Genomic DNA, 18,743 nt, shown 5'->3' on the forward strand with positions numbered 1-18,743 from the left:
GCGTCAGCCGGCGATGCGGAAGAGCAGGTCGGTGACCCACTGCGCGGGGTCCGGCTCTTCACGGGGGTTGCTGCGCAGGACTTCGAGGCGGCAGCCCCATTCCTCGCCTTCGGGCCCGTCGTGGCGGTCCCACGTGATGCCTTCGGCGGCGCCCCAGGCCAGGACCGCCTCGGTCGCGGCGGCCAGGCCGGCGGGGACGCCGACGTAGGTGTCGAGGACGTACTTCCCGGCTGGGAGCTCGCCGGTGAAGGCCGGTTCGGCCGGGGCGAACCCGCCCTCGATGGGGACGCCGGCCTCGACGGTGAACCGCATCCCGGGGTGGAGGACGCGGTAGCGGAAGAACGGCGCTCCGGCGAGGGCCACGCCGGAGGCGGCGAGGGTGCCGATGAGCGGCGGCAGGCGGTCGGCGATCCGCGGGAACTCCGGGACGGCGAGGGTGGCGCGCTCGGCGACGTACCGCTGGGCCGGCCGGTCCACGATGGACGGCATCAGGCGAAGTCCTCCGGCCCGAGGATCGGCCGGACCTCGATGCTGCCGTAGGTCGCGGCGGGGTGCTTGGCCGCGACCTCGAGGGCTTCGTCGAGGTCGTCGCAGTCGAGGACGACGTAGCCGCCGATCTGTTCCTTGGCTTCGGCGAACGGCCCGTCGGTGAGCAGCACTTCGCCGTCGCGGACGCGGATCGTCGTCGCCTCCGACGGCGGGCGGAGGCCCCCGCCGCCGAGGATCTTGCCGCGGCGTGCCAGGTCTTCGCCCCAGCCGCCGCAGCCGTCGTTCTGGTGCTCCTCGGCGGTTTCGTCGCCGCAGATCATGAGCAGGTACCGCATTCAGCGTCCTTCCAGCACTTCGCGCAGGCGCGCGGCGAAGGCGACCGGCTCGGCGGCGAACCCGCCGTGGTCGCCCGGGAACGGTTCGGCGGTCAGGCCCAGCGCGGCGGCGAGCCCCAGGCCGGCTTCGTGGGCGGGCAGGCCGGCGGCCTTCTCGCCGACGCCGACGACCAGCCGCGCCGGCACCGCCCGCAGCGCGTCGAGGTCCGGGTCGTAGGCGCCGATGGCCGCCATCAGGTGGCCGAAGAAGTAGGCGAAGTTGCCTTCCATGACCTTCATGTGGGCGAGTTCTTCGGGCGTCGGGTCGGTCGGCGGGGCGATGTCGAAGCCGGCCATTTCCATGAACGCGGCGATGGCGGCGCCGATGCCGTGCTCGCGGTAGATCGCCGGGATGTCGGGGCCGTCGAGGACGGCCGGGCCGAGGTACCGGGTGACCGGCGGTTCGTGCAGCACGACGGTGCGGACCCGGCCGGGGTGGCGCACGACGTGTTCGAGCATGGTGATGGCGCCGCCGCTGTTGGCGAAGACGTCGGCGGGTCCGTCGCCGATGGCGGCGAGCACGCGCTGGACGTCGTCGGCGTGCTCGCGGAGGGCGTCGTCGCCGGGTTCGCCGTCGAGGGGGCTGCGGGAGATGCCCCGGGGGTCGTAGGTGACGACGGTGTGGTCCTCGGCGAGGATCGGCCGGATCGGGTGGAACATCGTGGAGTCGGCGGCGCCGCCGGGGATCAGCAGCAGGACGGGTCCGGTGCCGGTGACGTCGTAGGTGAGGGTGGCGCCGGGCACGGCGAGGGTGTGGGTGCTCATGGTGTCTCCTCGGTTCGGGGTTCGCCTTCCCGACGGACGGGGACGGCCGGAACAGACACCACCTCCGAAATTCTTCGGGTGAGGTAGGCGCGCTCGGCGTCGGTGCCGGCGAGGTCGCGGGCTTCGGCGTACCACCGGGCGGCTTCGGCGTGGCGGCCGAGGCGGCGGAGGAAGTCGGCGCGGGTGGCGGGCACCAGGTGGTAGCCGTCCAGGGTCAGTTCGTCGAGGAGGGCGAGGCCGGCGAGCGGGCCGTCGGCCATGCCGACCGCGACGGCCCGGTTGAGCTCGACGACCGCGCTGGGGACGTACTTGCGCAGTTCGCGGTAGAGGCCGGCGATCTGGGCCCAGTCGGTGTCGCCCGCCCGGGCGGCGGTGGCGTGGCAGGCGGCGATGGCGGCCTGGATCTGGTACGGCCCGGGGTGACGGCGGCGCAGCGCCGTCTCCAGCAACGTCGTGCCTTCGGCGATCTCGCCCGCGTCCCACCGGGTGCGGTCCTGCTCTTCGAGGGGGACGAGTTCGCCGTGGGGGCCGGTCCGGGTGGCGCGGCGGGCGTGCTGGAGCAGCATCAGCGCGAGCAGGCCGAGGACCTCGGGTTCGTCGGGCATCAGCTGGGCGAGGACGCGGGCGAGCCGGACGGCTTCGGCGGCGAGGTCGGGGCGGAGCAGGTCGGGCCCGGCGCTGGCGGAGTAGCCCTCGTTGAACGTCAGGTACAGCACGCCGAGCACGGCGGCGGTGCGTTCGGGCAGCAGGTGCGCGGGTGGGACGCGGTAGGGGATGCGGGCGTGGCGGATCTTGCGCTTCACCCGCACGAGCCGCTGGGACATGGTCGCTTCCGGCACGAGGAAGGCGTGGGCGATTTCGGCGGTGGTGAGCCCGGCGAGGGTGCGCAGGGCGAGCGCGACCTGGGCTTCGGTGGCCAGCGCCGGGTGGCAGCAGGTGAAGATGAGCCGCAGCCGGTCGTCGCTGACGCCGCTGTCGTCGTACTGGGGATCGTCGGGGACGTGCATGAGGCCGGCCTCCCGGAGCTTCGCGGCGCCGGTCGTTTCGCGGCGGATCCGGTCGGTGGCGCGGTGGCGGGCGGCGGTGGTGAGCCAGGCGCCGGGCCGGCGTGGGACGCCGTCGCGGGGCCAGGTGCGCAGCGCGAGGGCGAACGCGTCCTGGGCGCACTCCTCGGCGAGGTCCCAGTCGCCGGTGATCCGGATGAGCGTGGCCACGACCTGGCCCCACTCTTCGCGGAACGCCTCCGCGACCGCGGTCTCGACGTCCACCACCGCTTCTCCTCCCGCCGGTTCACCCACCCGACGAACGGCCGGGCACGGAATCGACAGCCGCGGCGTGGCAGGCCCCGAACCCCTCCGCGCGCGCGACGATCCGGCCGCCTTCGACGCGGACGGCCGTTTCGGTGGCGTCACTGACCGCGGTGACACCGGCGGCCGCGGCGAACTCACCCGTGGCGTCGCAAAGGATCCGCAGCCGGGGCCGCGGGTCGGGGGCGATCGCCTGGTCGAGGCAGCCGCGCAGGTCGGCGACGGCGAGCCGGGCCAGCGGGGCGAGCTCGCCGGGGTCGCTCGTGACGAGCACGGCGGTGACGTCGGCGCCGGCGCGGACGGCTTCTTCGAAGGCGGCGGCGCGGTGCAGGCCGAGGACGGTGACGACGCCGTCGCCGGGCCGGATGGTCTCGCCGGTCAGCAGGTCGGTCCCGGTCGGCGGGTGCCACGGTTCGCCGGCCGCGCGGGCTCGGGTCACGATCGGCGGCGTCGACGGCCAGTCGTCGCCGAGGTCCAGGTCGAGCAGGGCGGCGCAGGCGGTGACGATGTGGAAGGGCTCGCCGAAGCCGGGCGCGGCGGCGGCGAGCTGGCCGGCGCCGTGCAGCGTGGTCAGGGCGGCTTCGGCGACGCGGACGAGGCGCCGTCCCGGGCGGCGGCGTTCGAGGGCGAGCCCGAGCAGGATCGCGTTCACGCGCATGAGCTGCGCGAACGGCCGGCGGGTGTGCTCGTCGGCGAGGATCTCCGGGAGCAGGTCGCGGGCGAGGCGGGCGTCGTCGCTGTCGTCGTCGGTGGCCAGGGGGAGCCGGGCGACCCAGGCACGGGCGAACGCGGCCAGGACGTCGGCCGCGCTCGGGTCCGCGGGCGGGGTGGCGGGCCGGGGCGCGCGTTCGGCGAGGTCGGCCAGGACAGCGAAGTACAGGGCGCGTTTGCCGGGGAAGTTGGAGTAGACCGCGCCGCGGGTGAGCTCGGCGCGTTCGGCGATCACGTCGACCTTGGCTTCGCGGAAGCCGCGGCGGGCGAACTCGTCCCGGGCGGCGGCGAGCACCTTCGCGCGGTTGCGTTCCTGGGTCTCCGCCCTGCTGAGCCTGACCATCGTCCTCCTTGCCGCGGCGTCGCGGATCAAGATACCGTGACCACTGAGATGATAAGAACATCTGATGTGAACATCTGGAGTGGTGGATGATCCCCGAGATCGATCTGACCGACCGCAAGGTCCTCACCGACCCGTTCACCGCCTACGACCGGGCGCGGGAAGAGGGGGCGGTGGCCAAGCTGGTGATCCCCGGCTTCGGCCCGTTCTGGGCCCTCACCCGCTACGCCGAGGCGCGGGCGATGCTGAGCGACCCCCGGTTCGAGGTGAACTCCGGCAGCTTCCAGCGGCCGCCGGGCATCCCCGAACACTGCCTGGAGTACATGCGGACGATGGCCGAGCGGGACGGGCCCGAGCACCTGCGGCTGCGGCGGCTGGTCGCACCGGCGTTCACGCCGAAGCGGGCCGCGCAGCTGCGGCCGAGGCTGGCGGCGATCACCGAGCGGCTCCTCGACGATCTGCCCGCGCACGCCGAGGACGGCGTCGTCGACCTGGTGCCGCACTTCGCGCGGCCGCTGCCGATGGACGTGATCTGCGAGCTGGTGGGCATCCCGGACGGCGACCGGCTCCGCTGGCGCGAGTACGGCGCCGCGGTCGCCGGGGGGATGGGCCCGGACTTCGCCGCGGCGATCCCGGCGATCATCGACGGCGCGAAGGACGCGGTGGCGCGCAGCCGGGCCGAGCCGGGTGACGACCTCATCGGCGACCTCGTGCGGGCGCAGGACGGTGACCGGCTCTCCGACACCGAGCTGGTCACCCTGGTCTGGCACCTGGTGCTGGGCGGGCAGACGCCGGTGAACCTCATCGCCAACGCCGTCGAAGCCCTGCTCCGGCACCCGGACCAGCTCGCGGCCCTGCGGGCGGACCCGGCGCGGTGGCCGGGCGCGGTCGAGGAGCTGATGCGCTGGTGCAGCCCGCAGCTGCTGACCACGCCACGGTTCGCGCGCGAGGACGTCGAGATCGACGGCGTGGTCATCCACCAGGGCGAGCGGGTGACGGCGGCGATGGTGGCCGCCGACCGCGACCCGCGGGTGTTCGCCGGCGCCGACCGCCTCGACGTCACCCGCTCGGGGCCGCCGCAGCTGGGCTTTTCACACGGCCCGCACTTCTGCCTGGGCGCGTCGATCGCCCGGGTCCAGACGGAGGTGGCGCTGTCGGGGTTGTTCGCCCGCTTCCCGGAGCTGGCGCTGGCCGTCGACGACGTGCCGCGCGCACCCGACGGCGGGACCTGGCGTCCGGCGGAGCTACTGCTGACGCTCTGAGACCAGGGCTTCGATGCCGTCGAGGACGCGGGCGAGGCCGAAGCGGAAGGTGTAGGCCGGGTCTTCGGCGGCGTTGTGCGCTTCGCCGGCGGCCTGGCCGACCCGCGAGGCCAGGGGGTAGTGCTCCGCGGCGGCGGCCGGGATGCCGGCCAGCACCGGTGCGGCGCGCTCCCACCACTGCGCGTCGGTCAGGCCGCTCGTGCGGACCAGGCGGGCGGCGTCGAGCGAGCTGCGCGCGGTGGTCCGGACGAGGCCGGCAACGAGCGTGACGGCGGCGTCCATCTCGACGTCGTCGAGCCCGATGCCCTCCACCGCGCGCAGCTCGTGCTCGTACTTGGCGAAGCTGTGCGGGCCCAGCGCCGAGCGGCTGGTGGTGACCTGCAGCAGCCAGGGGTGGCGGTGGAAGAGCGCCCACTGGCCTTCGGCGATCGCCGTCAGCGCGTCGCGCCAGCCGAGGTCCGGGTCGGGGACGGGCAGTTCGCCGTGGGCGTGGTCGATCATCAGGTCCAGCAGCTCGGCCCGGCCCGGCACGTAGGTGTAGAGCGACATGGGGGAGACGCCGAGCTGCTCGGCGACGCGGCGGACGGTGACGGCGTCGATGGTGTCGGCGTCGGCCAGTGCCACGGCGGTGCGGACGACATCGGCCGTGGTCAGCTTGGGTTTCGGGCCGCGCCGCGGAGGTCCCGGGACGCCCCAGAGCAGTTCGATCGCCCGTCGCGGGTCGCCGCCGCCGTTCTCCTCCGTGCTCACGCCGCTCATTCTGCCCACCCGAATTTCGTACACCGTACAGAGTTGTGTTACCCTCTACTTCGTACACAGTACAGAGTTAAGGGGGAGGATGACTCCGCAGATCCACGCCGAGGGGCTTCGCAAGCGCTACGGCGACGCGTACGCCCTCGACGGCTTCGATCTCTCCGTCCCGGCGGGCACGCTGCACGGCCTGCTGGGGCCCAACGGGGCGGGCAAGACGACGGCGGTCCGCGTGCTGTCCACGCTGCTGCGCCACGACAGCGGTACCGCGCGCGTCGCCGGGTTCGACGTGGCGGGCGAACCGGCGCGGGTGCGCTCGGCGATCGGGCTGGTCGGGCAGCAGGCCGCGGTCGACGAACTGCTGTCCGGGCGGCAGAACCTGGTGCTCTTCGGCCGGCTGCACCACCTGGGCCGGCGCGAGGCCACCCGCCGGGCCGACAACCTGCTGGCGCGGTTCGGGCTCGCGGACACGGGGTCGAAACCGGTGTCGGCGTACTCGGGCGGGATGCGCCGCCGGCTGGACCTGGCCGCGTCCCTGCTGGCCGCGCCGCGGGTGCTGTTCCTCGACGAACCGACCACCGGGCTGGACCCGCGCAGCCGCGCCGAGGTCTGGACGGCGGTGCGGGCCCTGGTCGCCGACGGCACCACCGTGCTGCTCACGACGCAGTACCTGGAGGAGGCCGACCGGCTGGCCGACCGGATCTCGCTGGTGGAACACGGCCGCGTCATCGCCGAAGGCACGCCGGGCGAGCTGAAGGGCTCGCTCGGCGCGACCCGGATCGAACTGGTGCTGACCGACCCGGACGTCGTCGGCGCGGCGAGCGCGTTGCTGGCCCGGGTCACCGGCGCCGAACCCGTCACCGACGAGCTGCGGGTGAGTGCCCCGGCCGAGGCGTCGATGCTGACCGACGTCGTCCGGGAACTGGCCGCGGCGGACCTGACGGTGGCCGACGTCGCGCTGCGGCACCCGACGCTGGACGAAGTGTTCCTCGAGCTGACGGGAAAGGTGGCGCGATGAGGTGGGCCCTCGAAGACGGCTGGACGCTGACCCGGCGCTACCTGGCGCAGCTGGCGCGGCGCCCGGCCCGGCTGGCCACGGTGGTGGCCTTCCCGATCCTGATGGTGCTGATCTTCGCCTACCTGCTCGGCGGCGGGATGACCGTGCCGGGCGGCGGTTCCTACCGCGAGTTCCTGATGCCGGGGATGTTCGCGATGACGATGGCGTTCGGGCTGTCCGGGACGATGATCGCGGTGCTCGACGACGCGGCGAAGGGCGTCACCGACCGGTTCCGGTCGCTGCCGATGGCGCCGTCGGCGGTGCTCACCGGGCGGGTGGCCGCGGACCTGGTGAACGCGGTGCTCGCGCTGGTGGTGCTGCTGGGCTGCGGCTTCGCCGTCGGCTGGCGGCCGCACGGCAGCCTCGCCGGGACCCTCGCGGCGTTCGGGCTGCTGCTCCTGCTGCGGACGGCGCTGGTGTGGGCCGGGATCTACCTGGGCCTGCTGACCAGCGATCCGTCGATGGTGACGCTGGCGCAGACGCTGGAGTTCCCGTTCGGGTTCCTCTCGAGCGCGTTCGTGGCGACGTCGACGATGCCGGCGTGGCTGGGAACCGTGGCGGAGTGGAACCCGTTGTCCTCCACGGTGACGGCGGCGCGGGTGCTGTTCGGCAATCCGGGAGCGGCCGGGGGGTCCTGGGTGAGCGCGCACCCGGTGGTGATGGCGGTCGTCTGGCCGCTGGTGCTGCTCGCGGTGTTCGTGCCGTTGTCCGTGCGCCGATACGGGAGGCTGGGGAACTGAACGTCGACTTCGAACCGGGCGAACCACCACGGGCGGGACGCCTGGTCGTGGACGGCCGGGCACTGTCCATGGCGGACGGGCTCGCCGAACTGCTCGCCACCACCGATCCCGCCGCGGCGTTCTGGGCGACCGCGGCGAAGGCCGCGCTGCGGCTGGTCGCGGCGGGACGGCTGCTGCCCGGCGTCACCGAGGCCGGGCACGACGCCTGGCGCGTCGGGCCCCTCGAGCCGGGCGAGGCCGCCTGGCTGCGGGACCTCGCGGCGGCGATGCCGGTGGACGAACGCGCGCCGGGTCCCCTGCTGCGGGCGTTCCTCGACGCCGTCGCCGACACCATGCCGCGGACCCCAGCCGCGGCGAAGGCGGCCGGGACGCGGTTGTTCGCCGCGGTCGCGCCGCAGCGCGCGGAGTCCCTGCGCGACTGGGCCGACGAGCTGGCCGCGGGCCTGGACTCCGGGATCCGGGTGTCGCTGCGCGTGGAGGCGCCGGACGGGTTCGACGCCGGCCGCTTCCACGCCGTGGTGCAGGTGCACAGCCTCGCCGACCCGGGGCAGGTCGCCGACGCGGCGGACCTGTGGGCCACCGGCCGGTTCGGGCCGCGGGCCCGCATCGACGTCGTCCTGGCCCTGCGGCGGGGCGCGCAGGTGTGGCCGGCGCTGGGGCCGCTGCTCACCTCGGCGGTGCCGGACGAGCTGGTACTGGGCGAGGACGACGTCACCGAGCTGGTCGCGGCCGCGGCTCCGCGGCTGGCGGCGGCCGGGATCGACGTGCACTGGCCGGCCGAGCTGGCGGGGTCGCTGAGCGCGCGGGCCGTCGTGCGCGCCGGGGACACCCCCGGCGACCTGCCGTCGTTCTTCGGCGGCGGGCGGGCACTGGCGTTCGACTGGCAGCTCGCCCTGGGCGGCGAAGTGCTGACCGAGGCGGAGCTGGACGCGCTCGCCGAGGCACGCCGTCCGGTGGTGCGGCTGCGGGACCGCTGGGTGCTGGTCGACCCGGCGCTGGCGGCGAAGGCGCGCGAGCGGACGCTGAAGCCGCTCACCCCGGTCGACGCGCTCGGCGCGGTGCTGTCCGGCACGACCGAGGTCGAGGGCGAGCCCGTCGAGGTCGTCACCGACGGCTGGCTGGCGCAGCTGCGGGAACGGCTGTCGGAGCCACCGGAACCCCAGGCGCCGCCGGCCGGGCTGGCCGCGACACTGCGGGACTACCAGCTGCGCGGGCTGCAGTGGCTGGCGACGGTCACCGGGCTCGGGCTCGGCGGCTGCCTCGCCGACGACATGGGCCTGGGCAAGACGGTCACGCTGATCGGGTTGCACCTGCACCGGGCCTCGGGGCCGACCTTGGTGGTGTGCCCGGCGTCGCTGCTGGGCAACTGGGAACGCGAGATCCACCGCTTCGCCCCCGGGGTGCCGGTGCGCCGCTTCCACGGCAGCGCGCGGTCGCTCGACGACGTCGACGGGTTCGTCCTCACCACCTACGGCACGCTGCGCACCGATCCGGCACCGCTGGCCGGGGTGCGGTGGGGGCTGCTGGTCGCCGACGAGGCCCAGCACGTGAAGAACCACCGCTCGGGCACGGCGAAGGCGTTGCGGCTGGTGCCCGCGTCCGCGCGGGTGGCGCTGACCGGCACGCCGGTGGAGAACTCGCTTTCGGAGCTGTGGGCGATCCTCGACTGGACGGCGCCGGGGCTGCTGGGGTCGTTGCCGGAGTTCCGGGTGCGGTGGGCGAAGCCGATCGAGGCCGGGGACGCGGGCGCGGCCGAGCGGCTGAGCCGGCTGCTGCGGCCGTTCCTGCTGCGGCGCCGCAAGTCCGACCCCGGGATCGCGCCGGAGCTGCCGGCGAAGACCGAGACCGACCGGCCGGTGTCGCTCAGCGCGGAACAGGCGGCCCTGTACGAGGCGGTGGTGCGGGAGATGATGGCCGGTATCGCGGCCAGCGACGGGATCGCGCGGCGCGGCCGGATCGTGAAGCTGCTGACCGCGTTGAAGCAGATCTGCAACCACCCCGCGCAGTACCTCAACCAGCCCGGTGGCCGCTCGGGCAAGCTCGAGCTGCTCGACGAACTGCTGGACACGATCCTCGCCGAAGGCGGCGCGGTGCTGGTGTTCACCCAGTACGTCGCCATGGCCCGGCTGCTGGAGAAACACCTGGCCGCCCGCGGGATCGGCACCCTGCTGCTGCACGGCGGCACGCCGGTCGCCCGCCGCGAGGAGCTCGTCAAGCGGTTCCAGGACGGCGCCGTGCCGGTGTTCCTGCTGTCGCTGAAGGCGGCCGGCACCGGGCTGAACCTCACGCGCGCCGACCACGTCGTGCACTTCGACCGCTGGTGGAACCCGGCGGTGGAGGACCAGGCGACCGACCGGGCGTACCGGATCGGGCAGACCCGCCCGGTGCAGGTGCACCGGCTGGTCACCGAAGGCACGGTCGAGGACCGGATCGCGGCGATGCTGCGGGAAAAGCGGGCGCTGGCCGACGCGGTGCTGGCCGGCGGCGAGGCGGCGCTGACGGGACTGTCGGACACCGAGCTCGCGGAGCTCGTCGAGCTGAGGAGCCGCGGATGAGTGACGACCGGGTGCGCGGGTTCCCCGCGTTCGGGGCCACCGGGGCTCGCGGGCGCTTCGCGACGTCGTGGTGGGGCCGGGCGTGGCTGAGCGCGATGGAGGACACCGCGCTGGACCTCCGGCAGCTCAAACAGGGCCGCCGGTACGCCGCGGCCGGGCTGGTCGGGCCGATCACGGTGAGCCCGGGCCGGATCGCGGCGGCGGTCGACGACGTCGACGGCGGCCCGTACCGGACCGAGCTGCGGCTGGCGGAGTTGTCCGAACCGGACTGGACGCGGTTCCTGGACCGGGTGGCGTCGCGGGCGGGGCACCTGGCGGCGCTGCTGGACCGGGACATGCCGCACGACCTGGTGGAGGCGGCCGACGACGCCGGCGTCCACCTGCTGCCCGGGATCGGCGACCTCGATCCGGAGTGCGACTGCCCGGGCTGGGAGCTGCCGTGCCAGCACGCGGCGGCGTTGTCGTTCCAGGCGTCGTGGCTGCTGGACGCGGACCCGTTCGTGCTGCTGCTGATGCGGGGCAAGGGTGAGCGTGAGATCCGGGAGGAGCTGGAGAGCCGCACCGCGCCCCGCGCCGACGACGCGGTGGCCGTGGACCGGGTCCCGGGGGAGCTGCCGGACCTGGCCGGGTTCGCGCCGTCGGGGTCGCCGTCGATCCCGGCCGCGCCCGGGGTGCCCGCCGAGGCCTTCGCGCTGCTGACGGCGAACGCGTCGGCGCAGGCGAAGGCGGTGCTGGCCGGGGAGCCGTGGCCGGGACGGCGGGACGACGCGGTCCGGCTGGCCGCGGCGTTCCCGGCGGTGGCCGGGCGGCTCGGCGACGGGCCGGGCTTCGCGCGGGCGGTCGCGGCCTGGACCCACGGCGGACCGGCGGGCCTGGAGGTGCTCGAGTCGTCGTGGACCCCGCCGAAGGCGGCGCTGGCGGCCGCGCGGGCCGCGCTCGCCGACGTCACCGACGAGGAACCGGTGTTCGACCGCAACCACGGCACGGTCGGCGGGGTGCAGGTGCGGCTCGACCACCAGGGCCGGTGGCACCCCTACCGGCTCGAGGGCGACGCGTGGTGGCCGGCCGGTCCGCCGGAGACCGACCCGGGACTGCTGGTGGGCTGAAATCCGTGGCGGTCCGCGGTATCCAGCGCGGGACTCGTTGCCTCCTGTGGGCAACGGCGGGGTTCCGCCGGGCCCACTGGGGGTGCGGGCGCGCGGGCGTGCCCTCCCGCGCGCCCGCCCGGTTTCTGTCGGTGCCCGGCGCTAGCGTGCGCCCATGGACACCCTCGCCGCCGACTTGCGGCGCTACCTCCAGGAAGAGCGGGAAAGCCTGCTCGCGTCGCTGTCCGGGCTGAGCGAGTACGACATCCGCCGTCCGATGACGCCGTCGGCGACCAACCTGCTCGGTCTGGTCAAGCACGTGACCGGCGGCGAGTTCGGCTACCTCGGCGACAGCGTGGGCCGCCCGGCGCCGGTCACGCTGCCGTGGGTCGCGGACGGATCGATCTGGGACAGCGCGGACATGTGGGCCACCGCCGAGCAGACCCGCGAGGAGCTGGTCGAGCTGTACCGGACCGCGTGGCGGCACACGGACGAGTCGATCGAGCTGCTGCCGCTCGACGCGCCCGCGTCGGTCGCCTGGTGGCCGCAGGAGCGCCGGCAGACCACCTTCGGTTCGCTGCTGGTGCGCGTCGTCGCCGAGACCGCGCACCACGCGGGCCACGCCGACGTCGTCCGCGAGCTGATCGACGGCCGGGCCGGCGCCGACCACGACGACATCGGCGACGCCGCCTGGTGGACCCGCTACGTCGCCCGGGTCCAGGAGGCGGCCGACCAGCACCGCTAGGCGACCGGTGTGAGGGCGTAGTCCTTGACCCGCATCGAGTCGTGCATCCGCACGCCTCCGGTGTTCAGTTTCGCGATCGCCGTGGTCAGCCGGGCCGGCAGGGCGGAGACCAGCTGGCCGCCGCGGGCCAAAGCCCACACCCCGGTGCGGGAGGCGGGGATCAGGCTCCGGGCGGCACCGACCGCGAAGGCCCGGCTCTGCCGGACGAGGCCGGCCATTTCCCGTTCGTAGGCGGCGAACGCGCGTTCGTGGTCACCGCCCGCCGCGGCCAGCTCGCCGGCCAGGACGTAGGCGCCGAGCACGGCGAGGCTGGTGCTGCCGCCGACGGCCGGGCCGGGGCAGTAACCGGCGTCGCCGACGAGGGTGACACGCCCGCGTGACCAGGTGTCGAGCTGGAGCTGGGTGATGGAGTCGAAGTAGAACGGGCCCGGGCCGTCCAGCTCGGCCAGCCAGCCGTCGACCTGCGGGTGCATCCCGGCGAACGCCTCGCGCAGCAGTTCCTTCTGCCGCGGGACGTCCCGGTGGTGGTAGTCGAGCTCGGCGTCGCGGCGGAACAGGAACACCGCGCGGGCCTCGTCCAGGTGCCGGGCGCTGTAGATCCCGGTGGTGCGGCCGGCGCCGAGGTGCATGACGGTCTCGCCGTCGAGGCCGAGGGTGTCCGGCAGGGACAGCACGGCCAGGTACGCCCCGATGAACTTCGTCAGCCCGGCCTCCTCCCCGAACACCAGGCGCCGCACGTTCGAGTGCAGCCCGTCGGCCCCGACGACGACGTCGAACCGGCGCGGCGCGGCGTGCTCGAAGGTGACGTCCCCGTCGGGGGAGATGGCGGTGATCGAATCGCCGAACAGGTACTCGACGTCGTCGCGGCCGGCGTCGTAGTAGATCTCGCTGAGGTTGTCGCGCATGACCTCGACGTGCCGGTCGGACGTGGCGTGGAAGATCTTCCCCAGGTCGATCCGCACGGGCCGCCGGGCGCCCTCCCGGTGCAGCGTCAGCCGGGTCGTGCCGGTGGCCAGCGCCTCGACGCGGGGCAGCACGCCCATCTTTTCGGTGATGTCCATGGCCGGCCGGAACAGGTCGACGGCGTGGCCGCCGGTCTTGCGCAGCGCCGGGGCGCGCTCGACGACGGTGACGTCGAAGCCGTGCTGGGCCAGCCAATACGCCAGCACCGGACCCGCGATGCTGGCGCCGGAGACGAGAACCCGCATGTGAACCTCCCTGACTTAACGGTAGGTAAGTTGTACCACAGATCCTTACCTATCGTTAAGTCAGTTATGCTGGGTCCGTGCCGAAACCCTCCGACACCAAGCAGCGCATCCTCGACGTCGCCCGCGACCTGTTCACGACGCAGGGGGTGCAGCGCACCAGCCTCCAGGACATCGCCGACCGGCTGGGCATCACCAAGCCCGCGCTCTACTACCACTTCCCGTCCCGGGAGGACCTGGTGCGCAGCATCGTCGAACCCCTCCTCGACGACGGCGAGCAGTTCCTCCTCGAGCAGGAGGCGCGCGGCGACGCCCCGGTGCGGGAGCTGATCGAGGGGTTCTTCGACTTCAACTACCGGCACCGCGCCCCGGTGATCATGCTGCTGGCCGAGATGCCGACCCTGGCCGACCTCGGCCTCATCGACAAGGTCCTGGGCTGGCGCCGGCGTCTCACGGAGCTGATCTGCGGCCCCGAGCCGACGCTCGAGCAGGCCGCCCGAGCGGTGCTCGCCCTGGGCGGCCTGCAGGACGTCTGCATGCAGTTCCCCGACGCCCCGGTCGAGGAGCTCAGGGCCGCGGCGGTCGCCGGAGCCCTCGACGCCCTCGGCCGGTAGCTAGCGCACCGCGGCGCGCTCGATGATCGCCCCCGTGTCCACTCCGGACGGCAGGGTGCCGAACGCGATGCCCCAGTCGCCGCCGAAGCGGGATGCGCAGAACACATCCGCGACCGCCGGGTGGCCGTGGCGCACCAGCAGGGACCCCTGCAGCACCAGCGCCATCGCCTCGACCAGCCGCCGCGCCCGGTACTCGATGCCGTCGAGGTCGGTCAGCTCCTTGCGGACGCGGTCGACGGCGTCGTCCAGCCGCGCGTCGCCGCCGGCGGCCTGCTCGACCTCGGCGAAGAACGCCGCGACCGACTCCGGCTGCTTGCCCATGGCCCGCAACGCGTCCAGCGCGGCGACGTTGCCCGAGCCTTCCCAGATCGACGACAGGGGCGCCTCGCGGTAGAGCCGCGGCATGCCCGATTCCTCGACGTAGCCGTTGCCGCCGAAGCACTCCAGGGCCTCGGCCGCGTGCATCGGTGCGCGCTTGCACACCCAGTACTTCGACACCGCCAGGCCCAGCCGCCGGAACGCCTGCTCCCGCGCGTCGTCACGCCGGTCGCCCGCCGCGGCCAGCCGCATCGCCACGGTCGTCGCCGCTTCGGACTCGATCACCAGGTCGGCCAGGACGTTGGCCATCAGCGGCTGGTCGACCAGCGCCTTGCCGAACGCGTGCCGGTGGGTCGCGTGGTGGATCGCCCGCACGGCACCGAGCCGCATCCCGGACGCGCTGCCCAGCGTGCAGTCGAGACGCGTGTTGTTGACCATCTCGATGATCGTGCGGACCCCGCGGCCCTCCTCGCCGACCAGCCAGCCGACCGCGTGGTCGTACTCGATCTCCGACGACGCGTTCGACCGGTTGCCCAGCTTGTCCTTCAGCCGCTGCAGCCGGATCGGGTTGCGCGAGCCGTCCGGCAGCACGCGGGGGAGCAGGAAGCACGACAACCCGCCGGGCGCCTGCGCCAGCGTCAGGAACATGTCCGACATCGGCGCCGAGGTGAACCACTTGTGCCCGACGAGGGTGTAGCTGCCGTCGGCGCTCGGGGTGGCCGTCGTGGTGTTCGCCCGGACGTCGGAGCCGCCCTGCTTCTCGGTCATCGACATGCCCGCGATGAGGCCGCGCTTGGTGCTCGGCTCCCGCAGCCCGAAGTCGTACTCGGTCGCCGCCAGCAGCGGCTCGTACCGCGCCGCCAGCTCCGGGTTCGCCCGCAGCGCCGGGATCGCCGCGTACGTCATCGAAATCGGGCAGCTGTGCCCCGCCTCGACCTGGCCCCACACGTAGAACTTCGCGGCACGGGCCGCGTGCACGCCCTCGCGCGGGTCCTGCCACGGCGTCCCGTGCAGCCCGTGCGACACCGCGACGGTCATCAGGTCGTGCCAGTGCGGGTGGAACTCCACCTCATCGATCCGGTGGCCGTACCGGTCGTGCGTGCGCAGCACCGGCTCGTTCTCGTTGACCAGCCGGCCCCACTCCTGCGCCTGCTCGCTCCCGGCCAGCCGGCCCAGCTCGTGCAGCTCGTCGGACACCCAGCCCGCGCCCGCCCGCTCCAGCCCGGCCAGCAGCGCCGGGTCGTCCGCGACGTCGTGGCCCGCCAGCGGCGGGACCTGGTTGGTGACCTCATGCGTGGCGGGCATCGGAACCTCCTAGAGCGCGGACGACGAACGTGCGAAGCTCGGCGACGTCACCGGCGTTTCCGCTGGTCAACGGGCCGATCAAGACCTCGGCGGCGGCGCCCACCAGCGCGGCGGCGGTCAGCCGGCCGTCCTGCGGCGGGAGCGAGCCGTCCCGGACCCCGGCCGCGACGTGCTCGGCGACCACCTCGGTGAACGCCCGCCGGAACTCCAGCCGTTCGGCGTCGATCCGGGCGTCGACCGGCTCGGCGAGCAATGCGTACGCCTGCCGCGGCGCTTTCAGCGCGCGCTGGGCGAACGTCTCGAACACGGCCAGCACCCGCTCGGCGGGCTCACCCGGCTCCGCCGACGCCGCCCGGACCGCGTCGACCTCCCGGGTCACGACCTGCCGGAAGACGTGCACGACCAGGTCGGCCTTGGTGGGGAAGTGCCGGTAGACGCTGCCCACGGCCACGCCGGCGCGCTCGGCGACCGCGGCGACCGAGCAGCCGCTGTAGCCGTGTTCGGCCAGCTGACGCGTCGCCGCGGCGACGATCGTCTCGCGCTGGGCGTCCAGGCGTTCCTGCACCTTCGGGGTGCGGCGGTAGGGCACGTCAAGAAGTGAAGCACTGATTCATTACTTCAGTCAACGCTCCAGCAGCCGCTTCGCGCCCCGCACCTCAGCCTCGACGTCGGCCGGCAGCTTCCGTCGCAGGATCGGCTCCACCAGCCAGCGCAGGGGAGCGGGGAACCCGACCGCGATCCGCCGCGTCACCCGGATCCCGCCGACCACCGGCACGCACTCGAAGTGCGCCTCGAACGTCGAAACCCGGCGCGCCAGGCGGTTCTCCGGCCGTTCGGGCAGCCGCACGTCGACCCGCCGGCCCGGCGTCAACGTCATCCGCGACACGATCTTCGGCCCCGGCCCCAGCCCGGGCAGCGCCGACCGGAACCGGAACTCCGTGACGTCCCCCTCCCGGCGCACCCAGTCGATCGGCCCCAGCTTGCGATCGACCTCCGCGTACCGCCGCGGATCCATGACCAGCGCGAGAAAGGCGTCCGGCGTGCACGAAACGGTCTCTTCCACGGTCACTTCCACCATAGAAAGAGAGTAGTTTCTCACTATGGCTCGAACAACCCCCGGCGTCACCCGCCGCCGCATCCTCGACGAGGCCGTCCGCCTCTTCGCCACCCGCGGCTACGACGCCACCTCCGTCGCCGACATCCAGACCGCCTGCGGCCTCAACCCCGGCAGCGGCGCGCTCTACAAGCACTTCCCGTCCAAAGCCGCCCTCCTCGAAGCGGCGGTCCACGACAACCTCGAACGCCTCGCCGCCCGGACCGCCGAAACCGAAGACACCGCACTCCCGGCCGACCCCCGCGAAGCCCTGCAGGTGCTCGCCGACGTCGTCTGGGCGTTCATGGCCGCCGACCGCGACCTCATCCGCCTGATGATCCGCGAATTCACCGGCTTCCCCGCACTGTTCGAGCGGATGTGGCAGGGCGTCGTCGCCACCGTCTACCGCCGCGGCACCGAGTGGATCACCACGCTGCGGGACCAGGGGAGAGCCCAGGTGACCGACCCCGAAGCCACCGCCGCCGTGCTCGTCGCGTCCCTGACCTACTACCCGATCCTCGACGTCCTCATCGGACACACCCCCGGCGACCTCGCCCCGGACCGCTTCCTCGCCGCCTGGCTCGACTCCTCCGTCGCCGCCCTGCAGCTCAATTCCCCGTGATCACCCCGACCGCGATCCCCGGGATCGCGGTGTTGCGTCCGCCACCAGGATCGACCCACCCGCGCTCATCCCCACCACACTCACGACCCGCGTCGCGGCGAAGTCCGACCGCCGCCCCAGCAAGCTGCCCAGCCACGCCGGCTCGGCCTCGTCCGCCACGAGCCGGTACCGCCGGATCCGCGGCCACCGCGTCACGATCGCCGCCACGCCAGCACGTCCCACGTCAGACTGCCGGCCCACCGCGACGGCACCCCGGATCACCTGGTCAGGTACCCCGCTTCACCAGCGCCACCAGGTACCGGCAGGGGAGCCGCCCCGGGTTCGCGAACACGCAGTCCGCCGGTGCACCCAGCTGCAGGCAGTCCCCGGCGTCCAGCTCGTGCACCTGAGCGCCCTCGCGGAACCGCAGGTGCCCGTCCAGCACCCAGATCTGCTGGTGCAGGAACGCGTACGTCCCCGCCGCCAGCGCCACCTCCGCCCCCGGCGGCAACTCGACCTCCACCAGCTCCAGCGGACGGCCGCCGGCGGGGGAGACCGCCCGGCGCCGGTACCCGGTGTCCGGATCCACCCACACCGGCTGCTCGGCCGCGCGCGCCAGCCGCCGCTCGTCACCTTCGGCCCGCGCGATCAGCTCCGACAACGTCATGCCCAGCGCGGCCGACAGCCTCGCCAGCAACGCCGCCGTCGGCTGCACGTCACCCCGTTCGATCTTGCCGATCATCGCGCGCGAGACCCCCGATCGCTCGGCGAGCACCGCCGCCGAAAGACCGCGGGACGTCCGGGCCGCGTGCACCGTGGCGGCCAGGCGGGCAGTCAGGGGATCGGTCATGAACTGGATACTATACGACTCAAGTTGGCTATCATATGAGCCATGATCCGAGCAGCCACCCCCGACGACGCCGCAGCCTGCGCCGCCCTCTACGCGCCCTACGTCACCGACACCGCCATCTCCTTCGAAACCGAACCACCCGACCCCGCCGAAATGGCCCGCCGCATCACCGGCGCCCACGCCTGGTACGTCCTCGAAGACGACGGCAAGGTCGCCGGATTCGCCTACGCCCGCCCCTTCGCTGCCCGCGCCGCCTACCAATGGTCGTGCGAAACGAGCATCTACCTCGAACCAGGCCGCCGCCGCACCGGCGCCGGCCGCGCACTCTACGAGACCTTGTTCGAACGGCTCCGCCAACGCGGCTACTGCCGCGCCTTCGCCGGGATGACCCTGCCGAACGACGCGAGCGCCGGACTCCACCGCGCCCTGGGCTTCGAACCCGCGGGCGTCTACCGCCGCGTCGGCTGGAAACACGGCGAGTGGCACGACGTCGCGTGGTTCCAGAAGGACCTTCATGCAACTAACGGTTGCACATCTCCACCTGGACCGCTAACGTGACACGCAACCAAACGTTGCA

General features: G+C 73.7%; 20 protein-coding genes. 9 read left to right on the forward strand and 11 right to left on the reverse strand.

Features of this window, described 5'->3' with window-relative positions:
* Nucleotides 1-3 precede the first annotated feature (3 nt).
* Genes ACH54P_RS04905 through ACH54P_RS04925 form a run of 5 tightly spaced genes read right to left on the reverse strand, consistent with a single transcriptional unit; the run spans nt 4 to nt 3,989 of the window.
* A complete protein-coding gene (locus ACH54P_RS04905; RefSeq protein ID WP_489911123.1) occupies nt 4-489 on the reverse strand; it encodes a GyrI-like domain-containing protein in 486 nt (161 codons plus the stop codon).
* Nucleotides 489-824: a YciI family protein gene (locus ACH54P_RS04910; protein ID WP_489911124.1), complete on the reverse strand. Its 336-nt coding sequence runs from the start codon at nt 822-824 to the stop codon at nt 489-491. The genes ACH54P_RS04905 and ACH54P_RS04910 overlap by 1 nt, the downstream gene beginning before the upstream one ends.
* Nucleotides 825-1,628 carry an alpha/beta fold hydrolase gene (locus tag ACH54P_RS04915; protein ID WP_489911125.1) on the reverse strand — a complete coding sequence of 268 codons (804 nt, stop codon included), beginning with the start codon at nt 1,626-1,628 and terminating at the stop codon, nt 825-827. It lies immediately after the preceding gene.
* Nucleotides 1,625-2,896 (reverse strand): RNA polymerase sigma factor, encoded by a 1,272-nt coding sequence (locus ACH54P_RS04920; RefSeq protein ID WP_489917117.1) that lies wholly within the window; start codon nt 2,894-2,896, stop codon nt 1,625-1,627. Before ACH54P_RS04920 ends, ACH54P_RS04915 begins: the two co-directional genes overlap by 4 nt.
* Nucleotides 2,897-2,918: 22 nt before the next feature.
* The gene (locus tag ACH54P_RS04925; protein WP_489911126.1) at nt 2,919-3,989 is read right to left on the reverse strand and encodes a TetR/AcrR family transcriptional regulator; all 1,071 of its coding nucleotides are present in this window, start codon (nt 3,987-3,989) and stop codon (nt 2,919-2,921) included.
* A gap of 86 nt (nt 3,990-4,075) precedes the next feature.
* Here ACH54P_RS04925 and ACH54P_RS04930 point away from each other — a divergent pair, with 86 nt between their 5' ends.
* The gene (locus ACH54P_RS04930) at nt 4,076-5,248 is read left to right on the forward strand and encodes a cytochrome P450 family protein (RefSeq protein ID WP_489911127.1); all 1,173 of its coding nucleotides are present in this window, start codon (nt 4,076-4,078) and stop codon (nt 5,246-5,248) included.
* On the opposite strand, the gene ACH54P_RS04935 is transcribed toward ACH54P_RS04930, so the two are convergent.
* Entirely contained in the window at nt 5,231-6,007 is a 777-nt protein-coding gene (locus ACH54P_RS04935; RefSeq protein ID WP_489911128.1) for a TetR/AcrR family transcriptional regulator C-terminal domain-containing protein, read from the reverse strand. The genes ACH54P_RS04930 and ACH54P_RS04935 overlap by 18 nt on opposite strands.
* Nucleotides 6,008-6,086: 79 nt before the next feature.
* Here ACH54P_RS04935 and ACH54P_RS04940 point away from each other — a divergent pair, with 79 nt between their 5' ends.
* The 5 genes from ACH54P_RS04940 (at nt 6,087) to ACH54P_RS04960 (ending at nt 12,180) form a co-directional block, all read left to right on the forward strand.
* Nucleotides 6,087-7,016, forward strand: a complete 930-nt coding sequence (locus ACH54P_RS04940; protein ID WP_489911129.1) for an ATP-binding cassette domain-containing protein — start codon at nt 6,087-6,089, stop codon at nt 7,014-7,016.
* Entirely contained in the window at nt 7,013-7,795 is a 783-nt protein-coding gene (locus ACH54P_RS04945) for an ABC transporter permease (RefSeq protein ID WP_489911130.1), read from the forward strand. The genes ACH54P_RS04940 and ACH54P_RS04945 overlap by 4 nt, the downstream gene beginning before the upstream one ends.
* A gap of 68 nt (nt 7,796-7,863) precedes the next feature.
* A complete protein-coding gene (locus tag ACH54P_RS04950; protein WP_489917119.1) occupies nt 7,864-10,350 on the forward strand; it encodes a DEAD/DEAH box helicase in 2,487 nt (828 codons plus the stop codon).
* Complete coding sequence (locus tag ACH54P_RS04955; protein ID WP_489911131.1) at nt 10,347-11,456, forward strand: SWIM zinc finger family protein; 1,110 nt, start codon at nt 10,347-10,349, stop codon at nt 11,454-11,456. The genes ACH54P_RS04950 and ACH54P_RS04955 overlap by 4 nt, the downstream gene beginning before the upstream one ends.
* A 154-nt stretch (nt 11,457-11,610) precedes the next feature.
* A complete protein-coding gene (locus tag ACH54P_RS04960) occupies nt 11,611-12,180 on the forward strand; it encodes a DinB family protein (protein WP_489911132.1) in 570 nt (189 codons plus the stop codon).
* Here ACH54P_RS04960 and ACH54P_RS04965 read toward each other — a convergent pair.
* Nucleotides 12,177-13,388: an FAD-dependent monooxygenase gene (locus ACH54P_RS04965; protein WP_489911133.1), complete on the reverse strand. Its 1,212-nt coding sequence runs from the start codon at nt 13,386-13,388 to the stop codon at nt 12,177-12,179. The genes ACH54P_RS04960 and ACH54P_RS04965 overlap by 4 nt on opposite strands.
* A 77-nt stretch (nt 13,389-13,465) precedes the next feature.
* Between ACH54P_RS04965 and ACH54P_RS04970 the strand changes: the two genes are divergently transcribed.
* Nucleotides 13,466-13,999 (forward strand): TetR/AcrR family transcriptional regulator, encoded by a 534-nt coding sequence (locus ACH54P_RS04970; protein WP_489911134.1) that lies wholly within the window; start codon nt 13,466-13,468, stop codon nt 13,997-13,999.
* On the opposite strand, the gene ACH54P_RS04975 is transcribed toward ACH54P_RS04970, so the two are convergent.
* Genes ACH54P_RS04975 through ACH54P_RS04985 form a run of 3 tightly spaced genes read right to left on the reverse strand, consistent with a single transcriptional unit; the run spans nt 14,000 to nt 16,700 of the window.
* Nucleotides 14,000-15,622: an acyl-CoA dehydrogenase family protein gene (locus ACH54P_RS04975; protein WP_489911135.1), complete on the reverse strand. Its 1,623-nt coding sequence runs from the start codon at nt 15,620-15,622 to the stop codon at nt 14,000-14,002.
* Nucleotides 15,606-16,211 (reverse strand): TetR/AcrR family transcriptional regulator, encoded by a 606-nt coding sequence (locus ACH54P_RS04980; protein ID WP_489911136.1) that lies wholly within the window; start codon nt 16,209-16,211, stop codon nt 15,606-15,608. The genes ACH54P_RS04975 and ACH54P_RS04980 overlap by 17 nt, the downstream gene beginning before the upstream one ends.
* Nucleotides 16,212-16,244: 33 nt before the next feature.
* Nucleotides 16,245-16,700: an SRPBCC family protein gene (locus ACH54P_RS04985; protein ID WP_489911137.1), complete on the reverse strand. Its 456-nt coding sequence runs from the start codon at nt 16,698-16,700 to the stop codon at nt 16,245-16,247.
* Between the two features lie 22 nt (nt 16,701-16,722).
* On the opposite strand from ACH54P_RS04985, the gene ACH54P_RS04990 reads away from it, so the two are divergent.
* Nucleotides 16,723-17,337 (forward strand): TetR/AcrR family transcriptional regulator, encoded by a 615-nt coding sequence (locus ACH54P_RS04990; protein WP_489911138.1) that lies wholly within the window; start codon nt 16,723-16,725, stop codon nt 17,335-17,337.
* A gap of 265 nt (nt 17,338-17,602) precedes the next feature.
* Here ACH54P_RS04990 and ACH54P_RS04995 read toward each other — a convergent pair whose 3' ends face one another.
* Entirely contained in the window at nt 17,603-18,166 is a 564-nt protein-coding gene (locus ACH54P_RS04995) for a helix-turn-helix domain-containing protein (RefSeq protein WP_489911139.1), read from the reverse strand.
* Between the two features lie 42 nt (nt 18,167-18,208).
* On the opposite strand from ACH54P_RS04995, the gene ACH54P_RS05000 reads away from it, so the two are divergent.
* Entirely contained in the window at nt 18,209-18,724 is a 516-nt protein-coding gene (locus ACH54P_RS05000) for a GNAT family N-acetyltransferase (RefSeq protein ID WP_489911140.1), read from the forward strand.
* Nucleotides 18,725-18,743: the final 19 nt, after the last annotated feature.

Source organism: Amycolatopsis sp. N2S4-7 (genome assembly GCF_058119595.1).